This window comes from Candidatus Abawacabacteria bacterium (assembly GCA_016207805.1).
Classification (GTDB): Bacteria; Patescibacteriota; Gracilibacteria; order RBG-16-42-10; family RBG-16-42-10; genus JACQZO01.
In genome coordinates, this window is sequence record JACQZO010000013.1 from 38,001 (window position 1) to 57,663 (window position 19,663).

Consider the following 19,663-nt stretch of genomic DNA (forward strand, 5'->3'; position numbering starts at 1 on the left):
GTCATTCTGCATTCAGAATTCTTAATTCAGAATTCATATGGTCTTTCATATCATCTCATTGTTTCCCCAAATGCTTGCTTCGACGCTCGAGGCGAGCATTTTGGGTAGAGCACGGAAAAAGGGCTTAGTAAGTTTTCAGTTTTATAATCTCCGTGATTATGGCAAAGGAAAGTATCATCAAGTTGATGATGTTCCTTATGGTGGAGGAGCTGGTATGGTAATGATGCCTGAACCGCTAGCTGCAGCAATTCAAGAAGTAAAAAGTAAAATTCACAATGCAATTCAGCATTCAGAATTCAGCATTCAGAATTCTCCTCGCGTTCTTTACCTATCGGCCCAAGGCAAGCGATTTACTCAAAGTAAGGCGGAAAAATTAAGCAAGTTGAGCGATATTGTGTTGATTTGTGGTCATTATGAAGGCATCGATCAACGAATTATTGATCTCTATGTGGATGAAGAAATTAGTATTGGCGACTATGTGCTAACAGGAGGAGAGTTGCCGGCATTGGTTTTGATCGATGCTGTTAGTCGTTTGTTACCAGGTGTCCTGGGATCAGATGAATCTTCTGCTGAAGAGTCCTTTAGCAAGAAGTTAAAACGCAAAAAAGAATATCCTCATTATACTAGACCAGAGACTTTTGAGGGCTTGCCAGTACCACCTGTTTTATTGTCCGGTCATCATGCAAAGATTGCTCAGTGGAGAAAAGAAAACTGTAAGTGAATTCTGAATGCTGAGTGCTGAATTAGGAATCGATTAGCTGAAGCTTGGCTATGCCGGGGGCGGTGCCGGTCTTTTAATCTGAGCTCTTTTGCTCAACGCTAGTTGGCTCCTCAGTGTTTATTCCGAATTCTGAATTACGCATTCAGAATTCGTGAAGATTCATTGACAGATTGAGTCTATAGGCTAAAAGCCCCTTTACAGCCATACGCATTTTCATGCTACAATATATAGTGATGTTGATATTTTCTCATGCGTATCGGTATTGATGCTCGATTATATTCCTCTCGTTTTGGTGGCGTTGGTAGATATACTCAAGAGCTTATAGATCACTTGGCTAGGATAGATCAGGAAAATGAATATATTCTGTTCTTCAATGAAGAAGATTATTCACAGTATCTTGCGCCCAATGCGCGCTTTAGTAAGCGCCGAGTTACTGCTAAAAAAGATACCTTCCAGGAACAAACCTCTTTTGTAAAAGACTTACATCGTGAGCAGCTTGATGTAATGCATTTTACCAACCTCGATGTTCCTGTTTTCTACAAAAAACCTTCTATTGTTACTATTCATAATCTCAGTGCTGTTAAATTTCCTGATCCCAAAAAACAAGGATTTTTTCAGAAAATCCAACAAGGCCAGATGATTAGTAATGTCATTACCAATGCCAGACGAATCATTACTGTCTCTCAAGTAGTAAAAGAAGATGCGATTAAAATGATTGGTGCTCCGGTAGATCGTATTCGTATTATTCCTAAAGCAATCAGTGAACATTTCCAAAGTGAGGTATATGATCAAAAGTTAGCAGAAGCTTTGAAAATTAAGCTTGGAATTAAACAGAAATACATTCTTCATGTTGGCTTTTGGCGCAATTACAGTAATTTGATCAATTTAATTAAAGCCTACAATCTTTTTCGTAATCGTTATAATAATGACAATCAACTGGTGATAGTAGGAAAGCCCAACGATGATGAAGATGCGGTACGCCAAGTGGTTACTGAGTTGGGACTTGGTGATCATGTGATTTTGGCCGGCTTTGTCGACGATAGAGATTTGCCCTTACTGTATCGTGAAGCGCATATGTATGTGCACGCGGTACTAGAAGACGGTTTCGGTACCTCCGTGCTTGAAGCTATGGCCAGCAAAGTACCAGTAGCTTGTGCTATGAGTGGCGCTTTGAGTGAGACCATTGGCCCAGAAAATGCGGTATATTTTGAAGCACAAGATATCACTAATTTAGCCGAGGCTCTTCATTTGGTATTTGATGATGAAGCCACTCGTAAGAAACTGCAGCAAAGAGGGGTGGAGCAAGTACAAAAATACAGCTGGACAGACACTGCTGAGAAAACTATGGCGGTATATCGGGAAGTCGCTCAAGAGCTTGGTATTGTTAGTAACAGTATGGCTCCAGTTGGTTTGACTGGTATGGCTACATCAGCTTTAGGCTCTATGACTAAAATGGTTCAAGATAAGGCGCAGGCTTTGGGTGACCAGGGTAAAAACATGGTTAAGAATGTAGGCGAAAAGTTGAAGTAAGTATGCTGAGACGTTTAGTAGACTTATTACCCAAGAAGCTAGCAAAGCATGGGCTTACTCGGCCAGTTTTGGCTGCCCAGATAGTAGAATCTTGGGATACTATTGTTGAAAATGTCTGTCCAAAAGCAAAAGGGAAGTGTCAAGCTATCAGTTTTAATAGCAAAAATACTCTGATTGTTCGTTGTGAGCACTCTGCATTAGCTCATGAATTAGCCCTTTGTGAACAATCTATTTTAGCTCATTACCAAAAGTTATTTCCTGCTACTACTTTGCAGCTTCGTTTTCAGTCGGGAACGGTAAACCGAGCAGCTCATATGCCTTCGCCGTAGGTTTTCGACCTTGAGGAGTTCTTTCGATGAAGGCTTCTTGAATTAAATATGGTTCATACACATTCAAGATGGTTTCTTCAGTCTCATGACAGGCTGATGCTAGAGTTTTGACCCCAATCGGCCGACCATAAAACTTTTCTATCATTACGGTAAGCAACATCACATCATTATGGTCGAGCCCCTGAGCATTGATACCTAATTTGCTGAGACAAGAACTGACAAAGGTTAGATCAATATCAGAACGATCGGCCATATTGGCAAAATCGCGCACTCGTTTTAGCAGCCGATTAGCTATTCTAGGTGTGCCTCGAGCACTTTGAGCCAAAACTTTTGCTGCCTCAGGCACAATAGTTATTTGTAGCAAAGAAGCGGTTCTCTGCACAATTTGAGTAAGTTCAGGAATAGTATAAAACTGTAAACGAAAGGTTTCACCAAAACGGTGGCGAAGGGGAGCGGAAAGATCGCCATTGCGAGTAGTGGCACCAATTAAGGTGAAAGGAGGCAAAGGGAATGAGACAGCTTCACTGGCCTGGCCCTTACCCACCATGATATCTAAACGAAAATCCTCCATGGCAGTATAGAGCATTTCTTCCAAGGGTAGTTTGAGACGGTGAATTTCATCAATAAAAATCACACTATAGGGCTTGATGGTACTCAGCAGACTAATAATATCAGATGGTTTTTGTAGGGCTGTTCCTGCACTGGTAACAATATCGACATCTAATTCTCGAGCAATCACCATGGCTAAAGTTGTCTTTCCCAATCCCGGTGGGCCAAAAAGCAAGAGATGATCTAAAGCTTCTTTTCTTTTTTTTGAAGCTTGAATAAATACGGAGAGATTTTCTTTGATGGCACTTTGACCAATATATTCTTGTAAATATTGAGGACGCAAAGTCAGTTCCCAAGATTCCTCAGGGGCAACGGCATCATTCTGTAATTGTTTAGCGGCTGTTTTTTTGCGCATGAGATTTGAGAGCTAGTGAAACTAATTGTCCTGCAGTCGCATTTTTAGGCGGATCAGCTAATAAATTCCGAATGTAATCTTCTTTAAATCCTAACTCAATCAAGGTTTGTACTGCTTCTTGAAAAGGTGTTGCTGGTCGTAGACTAGTGGGGACAAAAGGTTTCTCTACTAACTCAATCAAAAGTTTAAGGGCCGTTTTTTTGCCTATGCCAGAAACACTTTCAAAGAATTCTTTATTTTGATCGACAATCGCTTTTTCTAAAGCGTGGATGTCTTTACTAATAATTTGCAAACCTGTTTTGGGACCGATGCCAGAAATACTAATTAATTTCATGAACCACTGTTTTTCTACTCTGGTCTGAAAACCAAAAAGTTGGTAATGATCCTGGGTGAGGTGAGGATAGACAAAAAGCGTAATTGATTGTTCTGCTAAATAGCTATAATTATGTGGTACTGCTATCTCATAGCCCACAGTATTGGCTACTACTAAATAGGTATTCTGCTGGATATCGACAATAGTGCCGGAAATATAATGAATCATAGTGGCAAGTTCTGTGTTACTATACCATCTTGCGGAGGGAGAGAAAATGTTGTAATTCTAGCGGTGTCCTTGCCCAATAACCTGTTTTTATGAATTTTTCTCAATTTTTTTCGTTAAGCTACTGGTTTGAAACTACCCCGATCGGTGATTTTCGCTATCTTGATTTACTAACTTGGGTATTAATTGCTCTTTTTGTTCTGGCAATTGTGATTCAGTTAGGGAGTCGTTTTGTTGCTATGCATCCAGTACTTCGTCGCTTTATTCGCCGCTTGCCCGGAGGTCTTTATATTACCAGTATTATCGGCGGCTTTTTAGTATTTGCTCGTTTTCAGCGAGCTCCCTATATCGGCATGCGCATTTGGATGCTCCTAACTTTTGTCATTTTTGCCGCTTGGCTGATCACATTGCTGGTCAAATTTACTATGAATTATCAAAGAGAAATGGGCGCTTTTGCTAAGAGAAAGGAAAACAAGAAGAAAAAGCGCAAACTAAAAAGTTAAACTTGAAATTAAGTCAGAAGGCAGAGGTCAGGAGGCAGAAGTAGCCGCTCAGGGAGCTATAGAAAGGGTATAGAGGTGCGTACACTTACTATATAGTTTTAACTTACGTCCCAAGCTCTAGTGTTCCTAAATTCTGACTTCTGCCATCTGCCATCTGCCTTCATGCTAAAATAGATTCCACCGCCTGTTTAACAGTATTGCCATCAGCATCACTACCGACTGCCTTCATCGCAATACCCATAGCTCGGCCGAAGTCTTTTTTTTCTGTGATATTTTGTTCTGCTAAAGCTAATTTTACCTTTTCTACTACTTGCTCAAGAGACATTTGTGCTGGTAAATAGCTTTGAATAATAGCAATTTCTTTGGCTTCAATTGCTGCCAAATCTTGTCGGCCAGCACCGGTGTATTGAGCGTGGGAATCTTGACGTTTTTTCAATTCTTTTCGCAGTATGGCAGTTACGTCACTGTCAGCCAATTCTTTGCCGCTATCTACCTCTACTTGCTTGATGCTAGCGGTGAGTAATCGTAGGGCATTTACCTTTTCACTTTCGCCCGCTTTCATAGCAGTGATAATTGCATCTTGAAGACTTTTTTTGAGTTGAGACATATGAAATTAGCTTATTAACAAAAGTAGAGTACCGGAAGTAGCTCAAAGAGCAAAGTACACATCTTTGCTCTCTACTCTTTGCTCTTTTCACTTTCATTGACACCCCCTACTTCTCTAAGTATAGTTCGAGACGAGAATCGTTATTGACTTTTAATCGTCATATATTATGGCTACTTCCCCCGTTTACTCTTCATGGCAAAAGTTGGCTTTGAATGATATTTTGGAGGAAATGTTTATGGTGTTGACTGACAAAGAAAAAGAAGTTTTGATCAGACGTTACAGTTTGCACAATCAACCTAAAGAGACTCTCGAAAAAATTGGTGCCGGTTTTGCTGTCACTCGTGAAAGAGTGCGTCAAATTGAGAATGCTGCACTCAAAAAGCTTCGTCGGACATTAGATAATACTAAATTAAAAGAAGTCACCCGTGTGGCTTTTTCTATTTTGGATGAACATGATGGTTTACTCTTGGAATCGAAATTGATTCAAAAGGTGATTCAATCTATGCCGGATGTATCTATTGATAGTAACATAGCGAAGTTAGCCTTGAGTATTGAGGAAGACATTGTAAAAGTGAAGAAAAATAGTTTATTTAAACCAGCTTGGCGTCTTGATGAAGTACAAGAAAGAATTGTGCGCGATGTGATTGAAGCTGCTGACGACATTCTCAAAAAAACAGGCGATACTTTGTCACTGAATGGCTTAGTGGAATCCTTACAGAAAAGATATCCTCTGAAAGCCTCCAATAAATTTGTTAATTCTTGTTTAGAAATTAGTAAATTATTCAAACGTGTAGATGAGGGCTGGGGCCTGATGGAATGGCGCCATATTAATCCTAAAAGTATTCGTGATAAGGCTTATATCGTACTCAAACAAGCACAGCGTCCTTTGCATTTTATGGACATTGCCAGCAAGATTATTGAAGCCGAATTTGATCATAAAATTGTCACCGTACAAGCGGTACACAATGAATTAATTCGTGGTGATCACTTTGTCTTAGTCGGTCGTGGGCTTTATGCTCTGAAAGAGTGGGGATATGTAGAAGGAACTGTCAGTGATGTAATTGAACGTATTTTAAAAAAGGCGCAAAAACCATTGCCTAAATCGGAAATAGTAAAACGCGTCTTAGCTGTACGCCAAGTAAAAATTGGTACCATTGCCCTGAATCTCCAAAAAAATCCTAAATTTGCTCGTGTTGGTCGTGCTGTATATGAATATCGAGGAGCATAGGAAATAGCTTCAGCCAGAAAAATTGTTTGATAAAACAGCCGAAAAAGCGGGTTGTCAATGTTTTTGTTCACTGTTATAATGTTAAAGTAAAACAAAAACATATGTTGTCAAAAAGACTGTTCGTGTCACTTGCTTTAGCGCTGCTCATGGGGGGCTTGATTGTACAGCCAGGTAGTGAGCTTTTTCAGGCTCGACTCCAGGATGCTTATGCCGCCTTGCAAGGAGCAACCAGCGACACCTTTTTGCTTACTGCTCGTAATGGCGATACTGCTGCCTTGGAGGCTAGTCTTGCTAGGATTCGTAAAAACTATGCTGTTACCTCGGTAGAACGCCTTTCGAAGGATAGCAATACAGTTATTGTTACTTTTGAACCGGATGAAGATATAGTGATGGCTATGGCCTCAGGAGATGACAATGTAAAAATCGAGCCGGACTATATATTGAAAGCAGTGGGTATTCCTTCAGATGCTCAGTATGCTGAACAATGGTACTTACGGAATACAGCACAGACATACCACACCTCGGCTAGTGCTACTACGAAGGGTATTGCTGGCAATGATGTCAATTGGCAACCGATGTATGAGAATAGTGGCTATCGGGGAGCGCCGATTACTGTTGCCGTAATTGATAGTGGGGTAACGGCCACTCATCCTGATCTGAGTGATCGGCTATGGGTAAATAGTAAAGAAAGTAATGACAGTATTGATAATGATCAAAATGGTTTATTGAATGATATCAATGGCTGGAATTTCGTAGATGATAACAATAATCTCACTGATAAATTTGGCCATGGTACGCAAGTAGCTGGTATTATTGCTGCTCGCAACGATAGTGTTGGCTTGGTTGGTATTGCTCCAGCAAGCAAGATCATGCCTTTGCGAGTTTTGGGTGATAATGGTTACGGAAGCACATCAGATGTTATTCAAGCAATCAATTATGCTATTGAAAAGAAAGCTCATGTTATCAATATGAGCTTAGGAGCAGCTTATGCCGATAGTGCAGCACTTATTAATGCTTGTAACAACGCTGTTGCCAATGGCATTGTAGTAGTTGCGGCGGCTGGGAATAGTAATCAAGATATTACCACTTACCATTTTGCCCCTGCTAATATTAGTAGTGTCATTGCTGTTGGTAGTATTACCAGTTCAGGCACTAAGGCTTCATTCTCAAATACTGGTAATGCGCTTTCTTTAGTGACACCGGGACTGAGTATTGTTTCGACTAGAGCAGGTAGTACTGGTAGCTCTAACCAAGTATTACCAGATGGCAGTAAAAGTTACATCATTGCCTCAGGAACAAGTTTTTCTAGCCCGATGGTAGCTGCAGCTGCGGCTTTAGTTTTAGAAAAGAATCCTGGTTTCAGTGTCAGCCAAGTGCGTAATCAACTACAAAACACCGCTACGGATTTGGGCTCTGCTGGCAAAGACACACAATTTGGTTATGGATTATTAAATGTAACTTCAGCTTTAAGTGTCTCTCCAGTAACAAAGCAAGTTGCTAATCGAGCGCCAAAAATAGCCAATGCTAGCTGGAGTCCTAGTAATTTTAACAATGAAAAAACAGACAGTGTGACATTGACTGTGAAGGCATCGGATCCTAATAATGATACCCTGACCGTCACCGCTGACCTAAGTGTATTGGGTCTCTCATTACAAACTCTGACTGCTAGTGGTAATAATCAATATCGTTCTGCTGCCGTGACTCCTACCGTGGCTACGGGCACTTATACTATTCCGGTAGAGGTAAGCGATGGTAATACTACAGTGAGTAAAAGCGCGAAACTGAAAGTGACTCAAGTGGCACCGAGCATTAGTATTACCAAACCAACATCTCGAGCAACATATACTACGACAAAAAGTAGCATAGTCTTAAGTGGTGTGGCACGAGGCCCAATTAATCAGATTAAAATTAATGGCGCAGTGTTGAGTAGTTTTGTTCCCAGACAAACACGCTGGTCTCAAACAATTAGTCTGCCCCAGGGAACTACTACCTATACAGTAGTAGGGTATAATGCGAATAATGAAATCGTTGATACAAAAAGTATTGCTATTACTCGTAATTAATCAAAGCGCGTTACTAACTATTGAGCTTTTTGTTGGTCTCAGCAGATAATTTTTCGGTAAATTGGTTTTCAGCCAAAATAGTTACTCCTAATGTTTGCGCTTTCTTAAGTTTGCTACCGGCCTCTTCACCACAGATAAGATAATTAGTACTTCTGCTCACTGCGCTTTGGACATGACCGCCACTTTTCAAGATCAGTTCTTTTGCCTGATCTCTACTCATGGATGCTAGCGTGCCCGTAATGACAAAGCTTTTGCCAGTAAAAAAAGTTTGTTTGCCATTTTCATACAATACTAAAGCCTGAGGTTTAACACCCACATGGGCCAGCTTTTTGAGCAAGGTATGACTCTCTTTGGCTGCAAACCATTCTACTATGCTGCTAGTAACCTCAGGGCCGAAACCATTCACTACTAATAGTTCTTCTGCACTGACGGTCATGAGATATTCAAGTAATGGGTGCAATGTATCTTGAGGATACACAGCTTCAAATTCTGCTACAATTTCTCTGGCTACTTTTTGCGCAGCAAACTTAGCTAGATCTCTAGCTGTTTCTTCACCGATATGGCGAATGCCTAAAGCAAATAGCAGGCGAGGGAAAGAAATGTTTTTTGCTATTTCAATCGCCTTGATTAAGTTTTTTACTTTTTTTTCTTTGAATAAAGGAATTTGAGCCAAATCTTTTTCAGTCAATAAAAAAACATCACCAATATCACCACAAAGATCTAAGGCGATCAGTTCATCAATTACTGATTCTCCCATACCATCTATATCAAAAGCTTTCTTAGCAGTAGCATGAATCATTTGTTCTCGATGCTGAGCAAAGCATTGTTTATTGCTGCAACGTACTACGGTGCCCTCATTTTCTTCTATGGTGATTGAATGACAAATTGGGCAGATAGTTGGAAATACAAAAACTTTTTCTCTGCCAGTTCTGAGTTCAGGCAATACATGTAAAATTTCCGGAATTACATCACCAGCTTTATGAATGATAACAGTGTCCCCAATCCGAATATCTTTACGTTCAATTTCTTTTTTATTATGCAAAGTGGCTCTCTTTACCGTACTGCCAGCTAGATCGACAGCACGTAGTTCGGCAACTGGCGTGAGTGCTCCTGTGCGACCAATTTGAATAGTAATACCTTCTATCACGGTAGATGCTTCAGTAGCAGGAAATTTGTAGGCGACTTGAGCTCTCGGTGTCTTGGCGGTAAACCCTGCTTGTTCTTGTAGAGTTTTATCATTCACTTTTACTACAATGCCATCTATATCAAATGCTAAGTTGTCTCGAATCGCTTCCACCTTTTTATAAAACTGTTGAACTTCTGCTAAATTGTCTGCTAAAGCAATATGAGGACTAATCATAAAACCAAGGCTTGCCAAAAACGCCAAGCTTTCCTCTTGGGTCTCTGGTGCATTAGCCAAATCGTTCTGGCCAAGGGTATAGACAAACATACCCAAGTCACGTTCTGCCGCAATAGCAGGATCAAGTTGTCTGACAGAACCGGCTGCTGCACTACGGGGATTAGCAAAAAGCTCTTTGCCTTCTCTGGTTAGGCGAGCATTGAGTTTTTCGAGACTCTTTCTGGGCATATATACTTCACCCGATACTTCTATTGTTAAGGGTTTATTTAAAACTAGCGGCACCCCATAAATGGTTTTGATACTATGGGTAATATCTTCTCCAATAATCCCATTACCGCGGGTGAGTCCTCGTGTTAATTTGCCGCCTTCGTAATGAAGACTGATATTCAAACCATCGATTTTTAATTCACAAAGGTATTGCCATGTTTTGCCTGGCAATAACTTTTGTAAACGTTCTTCCCAATCTTGTAATTCTTCAAAGCTAAAAATGTCACTGAGACTCCACTTTCTGCTTAGGTGTGGCAATTTGGGCAATCTGCCACTTAATATACTGCCAATCTTTTGGCTAGGTGAGTCGGGAGTAATCAGATCAGGGTAGGAGTTCTCTAGGATAATAAGTTCTTGTTTCAAATCGTCTCGGGCTGCCTCAGAAAAAATAACTTCATCCTTAGTGAAATAATGATAATTCCATTTATTGATGAGTTCCTTTAACTTTTCAATGCGCGCTTTAGCTTCTACGTAGGAGAGCATCGTCTTGATTTAATAATTCACTAACGGTGACTAAAATAAATCCTTTGGCCCTAAGCTCATCAATGATAGCTGCCAAAACTTTCCCAGTTTCTTTCTTGCCCAGGTGTAATAAAATTATTGAGCCATTGTGAGCTTTAGATAGCACTTCATTTTTGACATATTTGCCATCTTGTAGCCAATCCAAGCTATCAATGTCCCATAGTATTGAAGTATAGCCAGATTCATTCACTACCTGCAATATTTGTGGTGTCCTGGCTCCATAGGGAAAACGGAAATAGGGTTTAAGAGAATAATTATGATCGGCTAGGGTTAAAGTTTCAGGACTGTCTATCTCTTCTTTAATCTGGGCTAAAGATAGTTGAGGAAATTTGGGATGATTGTAGCTATGATTGCCTAATTCATGTCCCGCAGCGATAATTTCGGCTACCAGACCTTTTTCTTCTTTCATCCACCAACCTTTAAGGAAAAAAGTAGCCAATACCTGTTTTTCAGCGAGAATTTTTAATTGATTTCTAGCTTCTTCAGGATCAAACCCATCATCAAAGGTAAGAGCAATGAAGGGCTTAGTTTCATCTCCGTGACGAATCTCTTTTACTGATTTAAGTTTTTCCTTGAGCAAATCTCTATCATTACTAATGATAATGCGCTCTGCATTAGCTAATGCCACATGAGGCAAATGGATGCTACTTAACAAAGAAAGGGAATGATCAACCAGGATGAACTTGGTGTGCTGCCAAATGAAACTAAACAGAGTAATAAATAAGTCCATGCACGATGATTAAATGTTCATTTGGCGCAATACTTTGATTCTTTCCTCAATTGGTGGGTGAGTAGCAAAAAGTTTATTAATGCTGTCAGCTTTTAAAGGATTCGCAATATACATATGAGCTGTTGCTTTATTCGCATTGCGTAGTGGTTGGCTGGCAGCTTTGATTTTTTCCAATGCACTAGCGAGTCCTTCTGGGTAACGGGTGAGAAGAGCGCCTGAGGCATCAGCCAAAAATTCTCTCTTTCGGGAAATGGAAAGTTGAATAATTGTGGCAATGATAGGGGATAAAATAATTAGCACAATACCTAATATCATAAAAATCGGATTGATATTTCGGCCATCTCTATCATCTCTTCTACCACCTAAGAAACTAAAGCGAAAAAACCAATCTGCAAGCATTGTGATCGTGCCGACAAAAACACTAACCAGAGTCATAAAAAGAACATCATAGTTACTAATATGACTCAATTCATGAGCAAGCACTCCTTCTAATTCACTCTTAGTCATGATTTGGCGCAGACCGGTAGTGACTGCCATGGCTGCATGTTTAGGATTTCTGCCAGTAGCAAAGGCATTAGGGGCAGGATCATTAACGATATAAATTCTCGGCATGGGGATACCTGCTGTCAGGGCCAAACTTTCTACTACATGAAAAAGTTCAGGATCATCATTCTCGCTAATTTGCTTGGCACCATTCACAGCTAAAGCAATTTTATCACTAAAAAAATAACCAATGAAGCTAGAAAAAAGAGCGAACAAAAAGGCAAATAGTACACTATCAGAGCCATAACCATAGACAGTGCCGTAAATGTGACCAATAAGTACAATAAACCCCATGAACATGAGGACAAGCAAAATAGAACGAAGTTTATTTTTGGCAACGTAGGTATAAGTAGTCATAGAAGGGAAGTCAGAAGGCAGAAGCCTGCCCTGAGTGGCATCGAAGGGTCAGATGGCAGAAGTAATTATGAATTAAGAATTAAGAATTGGGAATAGCAATGCTTAGAAATAGATTCATATTTCATGATTCTCTATTTCCCAATCACTTCTGCCCCCTGCCTTCTGACTCCTGACTTCGTTAAAAGCTTACTTTCACATTCTCTCGTTCACTAGCATCAGCGATTTCAAAAAACTCTTTTTTCTGAAAGCCAAACATACCGGCAATGATGCTGCTAGGAAATACTTCAATTTTAGTATTCAAATCTCTCACATTAGCATTGTAGAAGCGGCGAGATGCTTGGATTTTATCTTCAGTGCTAGCTAATTCTTCTTGTAATTTGAGGAAGTTTTGATCAGCTTTGAGCTCAGGATAGTTCTCACTAACGGCAAATACACTTTTCAATGCTTGGCTAAGCATATTCTCAGACTGGGCTTGTTGGCTAGGGCTGCCTGATTGGGCATTGATTGCTTGGGTACGGGCTTCAGTAACTTTTTGGAATACGTCACTTTCATGTTTAGCATATCCTTTTACGGTTTCAATGAGATTAGGAATAAGGTCATGACGACGTTTCAATTGCACATCAATATCAGACCAGGCTTCATTGGCTCGGACTCTCAGTGTGACTAAACCATTGTAAATGGCTACTAATGCGACCACTATTACGATAAGTATGATTATGACTAATAAACCGGTATCCATAAAATAGAATTAGTTAGTTGGTGTAGGATTCTGCTTAATCTTTTCATTGCGGGTATAAGTATCGCGCAATTCAATAATAGTACTGGCTACTAAATTTGGCCAATGAATATAATTCATTTCAAAGACATTACCATCTGGTCCAGCAGTCTGAATATTGAGTGTGCCATAATGCAATATCGTTCCCCAGAAGCCCTTTACTTGGCTGGATACATCTTGAATCTGAGCTAGATTGGCTTCGGAGACTTTGCGATCAAAAAGTCTTGTTTGGTTGATATCCACCATACGTCTATCGGTGAAAATAATCAGGTCAAAGCGATGATCAATCCATTTTACGTAATACCAAAAGAGCGCAAATATTGTGTACAAATGGAGAAATACAATGGCAATTTCGAGATATATTGAAGAAGGAATTGGCCACAATACATTGATCAAGGCATAAATAATAAATGGCCAAAACACGGCAAAAAAAGTACTAATCAGAATTCCCACATCGACAATCCAATGTTTCCTAATCATCAGTGCCACTGTTTCATTTTGACTCTGACCGGGAAAAGCTTTGATGGTATTATTTTCTGGTCGGTAACAACTTAAATGATCACTCATGTGAATAGTCGAGTTAAATCCAGACTCATCAATATCCGTAAGCCGTTGATCGCCAAAAATATGCTGATCACAATATAAATAATGGTCAAATTACGTGACAGCCGATCAGTCTGATAAGCATTTTGATATACTTGGCGAATTGCTATCGAAGATAACACTGCCCAGATGATCAAGATAAGCAAATACGCAATGATGAATGGCAACATGAACTATAAGTGCTAAGCCACTAGCACTTTATTGAAAAAACTACTTTTATGCAATTAGGCCTGTGGAGGTGTGTTACCCATTTTTGCAAATGCCTCACTAGCACGTCTCCGTACCTCCTCAGCTACATCAAATGCTTCCAATTGTGTTTGCTTAGCTACATCGCCTCTATCTGCTAAAATACTAGTTCGTTCCGCACGCAGGGTATCCTGTGTGGCCGCCCCGCTCATCCCAAAGATACTAGCCAAAACAAGCGCTAATATATTACCTCTTTTCCCCTCAACTTTTGCTAATTTTGCTGGACTCATAGAAATAAACAACTGTTACTTTATAAACCTTTTACTGGCTCTTGTCAATGGTTTTCGTCTGCACTTTTCTATAGTACTATCGTCACTGATATCTCACCAACAGCTATGTCTCTCGCCCCAACATGGAATCTCTTTATTCTTATCCTTTTCACGGTCATTGTAGCATATAGTTTGATTATCGGAGCGGGGAGAACGGCAAAAATAATTATTTGTTCTTATATTGCGATCTTAGCTGCTGACGGCTTAGGAAACTTATTATACATGTTTTTGACCAATCCTAATCGAGTATTTTCTTTGGTAGCAGTACAGTCCGCAAGTCAGTCATTGGTGGGCTTTAAAATTTTACTTTTTATTGGCTTAATTATCCTCTTTGCTTTACGAGGAGGCTTTGATGCCACGATAGAACCTAAAGGCTCGTCGATCTGGGTATTTCTCATCAACTCGGTGCTGGGCATATTAAGTGCTGGTTTGATAGTAAGTGCTATTTTAGTCTATTTCTCTGGTGGCTCGTTTTTGCCGAGCATTGGTTTTACACCAACCGAATTAGCCAAAAATATTTACGAGCAATCGCCGTTGGCTAGACTGATGATAGACCAAAATAGTCTGTGGTTTTCTCTGCCGGGCCTGGCTTTACTGTTGAGATCGCTAATTGGCTGACAGAGACAAAAGCCAGCTACTAATTTTTAGATTGCTAAGTTATGACTGGTGAAATTGTCCAAGTTCGCACTCAAGATGATTTAATTCTTAGTGGATTATATAGTTATGGTGAAAAGGGAAAGCCATTGATCATTCATATTCATGGCTATAGTGGTACTTTTTATACCAATAAATTTATTCATGTAATTGCTGAGCAATTAGCGCAGCGCGGCATGGGATTTTTGACAGTTGAGACTCGCGGTTCATATGAGAAGCATGATTTGCCAGCATATGGTAAAGGATATTCTGAATATGGTGGTTTTCTAGAACTATTAGAAGAGGCCTATCAAGATATTGATGCTTGGATTAGTTTCGCTCTGAAGCAAGGTTGCCAAAATATTGTATTACAGGGACATTCTTTAGGTACATATAAAATCATTCGTTACCTTTTTGAGGGGAAAAAAGCGGGAAATGTGAAAAAGTTAATTTTACTTTGCCCATTCGATAAACAAGGAATAATAGAAAAAGCTTCTCAAGGTAAATGGCCTGAATATTTACACCAAGCAAAAGAGAACATGGCTCAAGGTAATGGTCAAGACATGATCCCTACTACCTGGGGAAGTGTTCCCTTAAGCTATCAGACTTTTGTTTCTTGGTATCAAGAAAATGAATTGAACAAAATCTTTGATCTCTATCAGCCGAATTATCATTCTTCGGTATTAGCTCAAGTAACATTACCAGTGAAGCTGATTGTGGGAGATAAGGATGAGATTTTGTTTGCTGGTGATCCCAATCCTGCCTTTACTCTAGAACGAATTAGAAGTCAATTTCCCCATGGAGAAGCACAATTAATTGCTGGTGCTCGCCATTCTTTTCGTGATTGTGAGCAAGAAGTTGCTGCTAGTGTTACTCAGTTTGTGAATACTTGAAAAGAAATTACCGATTCAAAATTGCCTGGGTCTTGAGCCAAGTGTCATGAATTTTGATTGCTGCCTCATAGTGGCTGAAAAATAAAGAAATTTGTTGCTTAATATTGAAGATGGAGCCGTCATTATGCTGGGGAATAGGCTTGCCATCTCGTAATAATCGTTGGGTAGCTTTGGCAGCTACTAGCGTGTTTTCAGCAGCATTAGCAGTGCTTTGCCACAAACTTGAGCTAAATGCAGTCTGCGTATCGAGTTGGGGAATGACAATAGTTACCAGTTTCTTTTGAGCTTGAGCTAGCTGCGGGATAATTATGGTCACTTGCTCTATGTCTAATGGTTCACTACTAATAACATGTTCTAACGCCTTCATCTGGTAACGCAAATCACGGGTAATATAGGCGTATGAACTTTTGTCTGTGATTATCTTTAATTTGTCTTCATCTAATCTCTGATCGGTGGTGAACCAAAGATTATGTAATTTGCTTTCTTTAGCTAAATATTCATGAAAGGCTAGGGTGAGAGTAGGATCCGTTTCCTTACCTTTAACGAATTTGTCATCTAGAAAATCTTTCTGTTTATAATAAGGAGTAATCTCACTAAGCAAACGGGTTACTTGATCACCAGCTGTGATATAAGCACGGATAATTTCACTAGTAGCATCGCCATTCGAGCTGATGACTTTATTCAATTCTTTTTGACAATCTCGCCAATCAGCTTCATTTGCATAGCCTTGAAAATGTGTTTGCTCCGGCGAAGCAAATTTTACTTGCGTAGAATAAGCTTTGATTGTTGCTGATATCTGTCTGCCACCTTTACGCAAGCATTGTTCTATAGATTTTAACGTATTCTCTAAAGCGGTGCTGGTATTAGTAACTGCACTGGATGAAGAACTACTTGTCGGTTGAGCTGTAGCGGCTGGTCGAGATGATTCCATGGGGACTATAGCCATTCCATTAGTAGCAATAAAATTAATTAATAGGGGATACAAATAAACCCCTATACCTAAGAGGATGATAAACAGAATGAATTTAACCGGTACCGGTGATCGGGGATTGTTGTTCGCTGAAAGATAATTATTGTCCATAGAAAGTGAATGACCTTTTTTAGCATAGTTCTTGGCAGATAAGGTAGCAAATTAATATTGATTCTGCATAATTTATTCTTTATTACTAGTTTATTTTTTATCAGTGATCTTTCATTTTTTGGCTCCCACTCTTGGTTTCCTTGCGAACTTGGAAAGACGCCTCAGAACATACTAAGTACTTCGTTAAAATGATCCATCTATCTAACTAAATTAGGTGATGCTATAATTAAAGGAAATAATAATTTCCAATGGGAGTACGATTGCCCGACAATCCACCAGAGCATACGGCAAGCCCAGAAAAGCCATCAAGAAGACGATTTTTACATGCGATATTTGCTGGGGCTGCAGTTGTCTCAGACAGTGCTATCCGAAGACATATAGGAACATTAACTGAAGAGAAAGAAGCAAAAAGAGAGCGCTTACCATTAGTTCCTGGTAAATCTTTGATTGAGCAATTAAGGTCTAAAGACATTTTTCCAGTAGCTCATGAATGGTCAGTTGCTGCAAGCGCTGAAGCTTTCGTAGATATTGGCCAGTCATTCTTAACGATACCCGCTGCTAGAGACCTAAGGAAACAAGAAGTAATTAAAATACTTTGCCCAGCTTCTGGCTATCTTATTTCTCCGTTAGAAATTGCTTTTACAATTGCTCAAGAAGCTCCGGATGTGAAGTGCTTTGAATACACTATGACTGAGATTGGATCCAAATATTTTGAAAGTATTGATGAACATATTAGGAGATTAGTAGAGCACGGTACAAACTTTTCAGATCTACATATAACAATCGAACAACATCCTGAAGTTGCTACTGGTGCTAAAAGAAAACTTATTACTTTTGAATGTCATCTACCGCCTCAAAGAAAAGTTCTAATCAAAATAAATTTTGAGCTCAACATGAGTGGAGAAACTTATTACCGGCATGAAGCTGCTAGGGAAAGCGATATCTGGGTGTTTCATGATTTAGGTGAAGTACAGGCTCCTTCAGGAGTTTTGAGCCGAAGTAATGAAGCAAAGGGAGAAGTATATATTATGGTAGATCATGCATCTCGAGGATCCTTAACAAACAAAAGACATTTTTGGGTTAATCAATTAACACCATCCCCTAACGACCCAGCGCCTTTGGGCTCATACCTTAGACGTAATCCAATAAATTATCAGGGCGTTGCAGCTATCCGAGCCCGTTCTGACAAGCATCCATATGGATGTGGGCATAATCACTTTGATTCCCCAGGTCGTAGAGCAAGAGCATCTTACTGGGCTTCAAGCTCAACAGTAGGGATTTTAGAAGTTGATACACGCTTATTACAGATTGTAAATAATTGTGGCGGTGAATATATGTTACAAATATATGCAATGTTATTACAGTCTGAAAGATTTGATGAATATTTCCCATATGAGACTTTTGAGCAAAATAGTCTTCCCCTAATTGACCAATTCATTACCAAACTTAGCTTCATCTCAGATCATGAAGCTCAAGACACATTATTCTCTGTAGCTCAAAGTTACCTCCTTGCAATGCGCAATGAAGTAATGAGAGCCAAAGGTGAAGAAAAGGCACGTTTAGTTGACCAAAGAATAAGTGCCTTAAGAACGTGGCGTAACAGTAACTATTAAAAAACACCCTTATTTTTAAGTGTAAGGATGAGAATAAGACGAATCCCGGCGGATTCGTGGCTCCCCTTACTGTTCAGCTTGCGAACTTTTGGCGTGATGTCCTTAAAAAAATAGTAGAAGAGGTTGTGCGTTTCCAATCATGTTTTAAACTGGTTACTGCTAGAGATTAGTTAGCGGCATGTGTTAAAAAGTGCTACACTCCTACCTCTGTTTTAATGTATGAGATTACCTTCTTCTCCATCGAAAGTATCAACTGACTCTTCCCAACCCTCAGGAAGCTGGATAGAGCGAACAGCGATAGTGTTAGTACTTATTGGAATAGGAGGTAAATGTGTAGACACTTACTTTGCAGCGTCGCCCCCAGTGAGAGCACGTACTCGTCATCATCAAGTGTTTCATGAATGGCGTCCCTATAGTCGTGCACCGGCCAATCCTGCTGATTTTACAGTTGCTGAGCCTATATTTCCCAATGATATTGCCACAGGAAATCCTGAATCAGCAGAAGTTGTGGAAGAAATTCCAACTGAAGTATTAGAAGAAACTGGGAATACTGTAGTTATGGAAATGTTGCAAGATGGTTCACTTGCGGGATTTTATCGTAGACCGAGAAACTTTGAAGCTGAGTTGAGAAGAAGAATATCAGAGCTATTGCCACCTAATGCACCTTTAGAGATTGCTACTACAGAAGCTTTAATGTTTTTAGAAAATAATGCAGAGGCAACTGCTGAGGCTGGTGACAAGAGAAGTGCTGCTTATATGATCAATCTAACTTCTCACAACACGCAGAGAGCAGTTGAGATAGCAATGAGTGGAGGAGACTTTGAAACTGCTATAAATATTCTTCGTGCACAAATTGGTGCTGTCATTAGCGAGCCAGGTTATTTTTATCGTTCCTGTTTTGATGCTCATCCGGACTACATTGATAGCTTGTGGTCATTATTTAACGCGCAGGAACGAGAGTGGGTATATCAAGGGTTATGGTTTAGCATTCGGATGGCCAGAGATGATCTAGATGGTATTCGGTCACCACTTTTAGAAGGATATCAACGTATAATGCGTTTATATTTTCCTGATCGACAAGGATAGTAAAAAAAGTGCTTTATCGGTCATCCTACAATAAAACTTTTGCGCTTTTCTTATTCTTGTTCTTATCCTGATCCTTCGAGCACCGTAAAAATTACTTCTTCTAAGGGAGAAGGTATGAGGGGAGGATAAGACTAACTATATTGTCAAAGGTGTTCGTTTGACATAGAGACGGTCATGTTTGATGAGGGAAAAAATACGTTCA

The 19,663-nt window shown here is 39.8% G+C and carries 21 protein-coding genes; 10 read left to right on the forward strand and 11 right to left on the reverse strand.

Features of this window, described 5'->3' with window-relative positions; translation table 11 throughout:
• Positions 1-37: 37 nt before the first annotated feature.
• From trmD to HY817_03665, 3 genes are all read left to right on the forward strand, one after another.
• Positions 38-721, forward strand: coding sequence for a tRNA (guanosine(37)-N1)-methyltransferase TrmD (gene trmD / locus HY817_03655; GenBank protein ID MBI4836331.1), 684 nt, complete (start codon positions 38-40; stop codon positions 719-721).
• A 249-nt stretch (positions 722-970) separates the two neighbouring features.
• The gene (locus HY817_03660) at positions 971-2,251 is read left to right on the forward strand and encodes a glycosyltransferase family 4 protein (protein MBI4836332.1); all 1,281 of its coding nucleotides are present in this window, start codon (positions 971-973) and stop codon (positions 2,249-2,251) included.
• A 2-nt stretch (positions 2,252-2,253) separates the two neighbouring features.
• On the forward strand, positions 2,254-2,580 hold the full coding sequence (locus HY817_03665; GenBank protein ID MBI4836333.1) for a DUF721 domain-containing protein: 327 nt from the start codon (positions 2,254-2,256) through the stop codon (positions 2,578-2,580).
• On the opposite strand, the gene ruvB is transcribed toward HY817_03665, so the two are convergent.
• Together ruvB and ruvA are read right to left on the reverse strand one after the other, a co-directional pair.
• A complete protein-coding gene (gene ruvB / locus HY817_03670; GenBank protein MBI4836334.1) occupies positions 2,516-3,544 on the reverse strand; it encodes a Holliday junction branch migration DNA helicase RuvB in 1,029 nt (342 codons plus the stop codon). The two genes, HY817_03665 and ruvB, sit on opposite strands and share 65 nt — an antisense overlap.
• Complete coding sequence (gene ruvA, locus HY817_03675; protein ID MBI4836335.1) at positions 3,522-4,085, reverse strand: Holliday junction branch migration protein RuvA; 564 nt, start codon at positions 4,083-4,085, stop codon at positions 3,522-3,524. The genes ruvB and ruvA overlap by 23 nt, the downstream gene beginning before the upstream one ends.
• A gap of 89 nt (positions 4,086-4,174) precedes the next feature.
• Between ruvA and HY817_03680 the strand changes: the two genes are divergently transcribed.
• Entirely contained in the window at positions 4,175-4,585 is a 411-nt protein-coding gene (locus HY817_03680) for a hypothetical protein (protein ID MBI4836336.1), read from the forward strand.
• A 160-nt stretch (positions 4,586-4,745) separates the two neighbouring features.
• Here HY817_03680 and HY817_03685 read toward each other — a convergent pair whose 3' ends face one another.
• The gene (locus HY817_03685) at positions 4,746-5,192 is read right to left on the reverse strand and encodes a GatB/YqeY domain-containing protein (GenBank protein MBI4836337.1); all 447 of its coding nucleotides are present in this window, start codon (positions 5,190-5,192) and stop codon (positions 4,746-4,748) included.
• A 166-nt stretch (positions 5,193-5,358) separates the two neighbouring features.
• Here HY817_03685 and HY817_03690 point away from each other — a divergent pair, with 166 nt between their 5' ends.
• Together HY817_03690 and HY817_03695 are read left to right on the forward strand one after the other, a co-directional pair.
• Entirely contained in the window at positions 5,359-6,420 is a 1,062-nt protein-coding gene (locus HY817_03690; GenBank protein ID MBI4836338.1) for a hypothetical protein, read from the forward strand.
• A gap of 101 nt (positions 6,421-6,521) precedes the next feature.
• Positions 6,522-8,483 carry a S8 family serine peptidase gene (locus tag HY817_03695; GenBank protein MBI4836339.1) on the forward strand — a complete coding sequence of 654 codons (1,962 nt, stop codon included), beginning with the start codon at positions 6,522-6,524 and terminating at the stop codon, positions 8,481-8,483.
• Positions 8,484-8,496: 13 nt separating this feature from the next.
• On the opposite strand, the gene ligA is transcribed toward HY817_03695, so the two are convergent.
• The 7 genes from ligA to HY817_03730 form a co-directional block, all read right to left on the reverse strand.
• Positions 8,497-10,593 (reverse strand): NAD-dependent DNA ligase LigA, encoded by a 2,097-nt coding sequence (gene ligA / locus HY817_03700; protein ID MBI4836340.1) that lies wholly within the window; start codon positions 10,591-10,593, stop codon positions 8,497-8,499.
• Positions 10,571-11,362, reverse strand: coding sequence for a polysaccharide deacetylase family protein (locus tag HY817_03705; GenBank protein ID MBI4836341.1), 792 nt, complete (start codon positions 11,360-11,362; stop codon positions 10,571-10,573). The genes ligA and HY817_03705 overlap by 23 nt, the downstream gene beginning before the upstream one ends.
• Positions 11,363-11,371: 9 nt before the next feature.
• On the reverse strand, positions 11,372-12,205 hold the full coding sequence (locus tag HY817_03710) for a zinc metalloprotease HtpX (GenBank protein ID MBI4836342.1): 834 nt from the start codon (positions 12,203-12,205) through the stop codon (positions 11,372-11,374).
• Between the two features lie 235 nt (positions 12,206-12,440).
• A complete protein-coding gene (locus HY817_03715) occupies positions 12,441-13,001 on the reverse strand; it encodes a LemA family protein (protein MBI4836343.1) in 561 nt (186 codons plus the stop codon).
• Positions 13,002-13,010: 9 nt separating this feature from the next.
• The gene (locus HY817_03720) at positions 13,011-13,604 is read right to left on the reverse strand and encodes a PH domain-containing protein (protein ID MBI4836344.1); all 594 of its coding nucleotides are present in this window, start codon (positions 13,602-13,604) and stop codon (positions 13,011-13,013) included.
• Positions 13,601-13,810 (reverse strand): hypothetical protein, encoded by a 210-nt coding sequence (locus HY817_03725; protein MBI4836345.1) that lies wholly within the window; start codon positions 13,808-13,810, stop codon positions 13,601-13,603. Before HY817_03725 ends, HY817_03720 begins: the two co-directional genes overlap by 4 nt.
• A 54-nt stretch (positions 13,811-13,864) precedes the next feature.
• Positions 13,865-14,116 (reverse strand): hypothetical protein, encoded by a 252-nt coding sequence (locus HY817_03730; protein MBI4836346.1) that lies wholly within the window; start codon positions 14,114-14,116, stop codon positions 13,865-13,867.
• A gap of 105 nt (positions 14,117-14,221) precedes the next feature.
• Between HY817_03730 and HY817_03735 the strand changes: the two genes are divergently transcribed.
• Both HY817_03735 and HY817_03740 read left to right on the forward strand, forming a co-directional pair.
• Positions 14,222-14,773: a hypothetical protein gene (locus HY817_03735; protein MBI4836347.1), complete on the forward strand. Its 552-nt coding sequence runs from the start codon at positions 14,222-14,224 to the stop codon at positions 14,771-14,773.
• Positions 14,774-14,814: 41 nt separating this feature from the next.
• Positions 14,815-15,681: an alpha/beta hydrolase gene (locus tag HY817_03740; protein MBI4836348.1), complete on the forward strand. Its 867-nt coding sequence runs from the start codon at positions 14,815-14,817 to the stop codon at positions 15,679-15,681.
• A 7-nt stretch (positions 15,682-15,688) separates the two neighbouring features.
• On the opposite strand, the gene HY817_03745 is transcribed toward HY817_03740, so the two are convergent.
• Complete coding sequence (locus HY817_03745; protein MBI4836349.1) at positions 15,689-16,762, reverse strand: DUF3829 domain-containing protein; 1,074 nt, start codon at positions 16,760-16,762, stop codon at positions 15,689-15,691.
• A gap of 248 nt (positions 16,763-17,010) precedes the next feature.
• Here HY817_03745 and HY817_03750 point away from each other — a divergent pair, with 248 nt between their 5' ends.
• Positions 17,011-18,375 carry a hypothetical protein gene (locus HY817_03750; protein MBI4836350.1) on the forward strand — a complete coding sequence of 455 codons (1,365 nt, stop codon included), beginning with the start codon at positions 17,011-17,013 and terminating at the stop codon, positions 18,373-18,375.
• A gap of 219 nt (positions 18,376-18,594) precedes the next feature.
• Entirely contained in the window at positions 18,595-19,461 is an 867-nt protein-coding gene (locus HY817_03755; protein MBI4836351.1) for a hypothetical protein, read from the forward strand.
• The last annotated feature ends 202 nt before the right edge of the window (positions 19,462-19,663 follow it).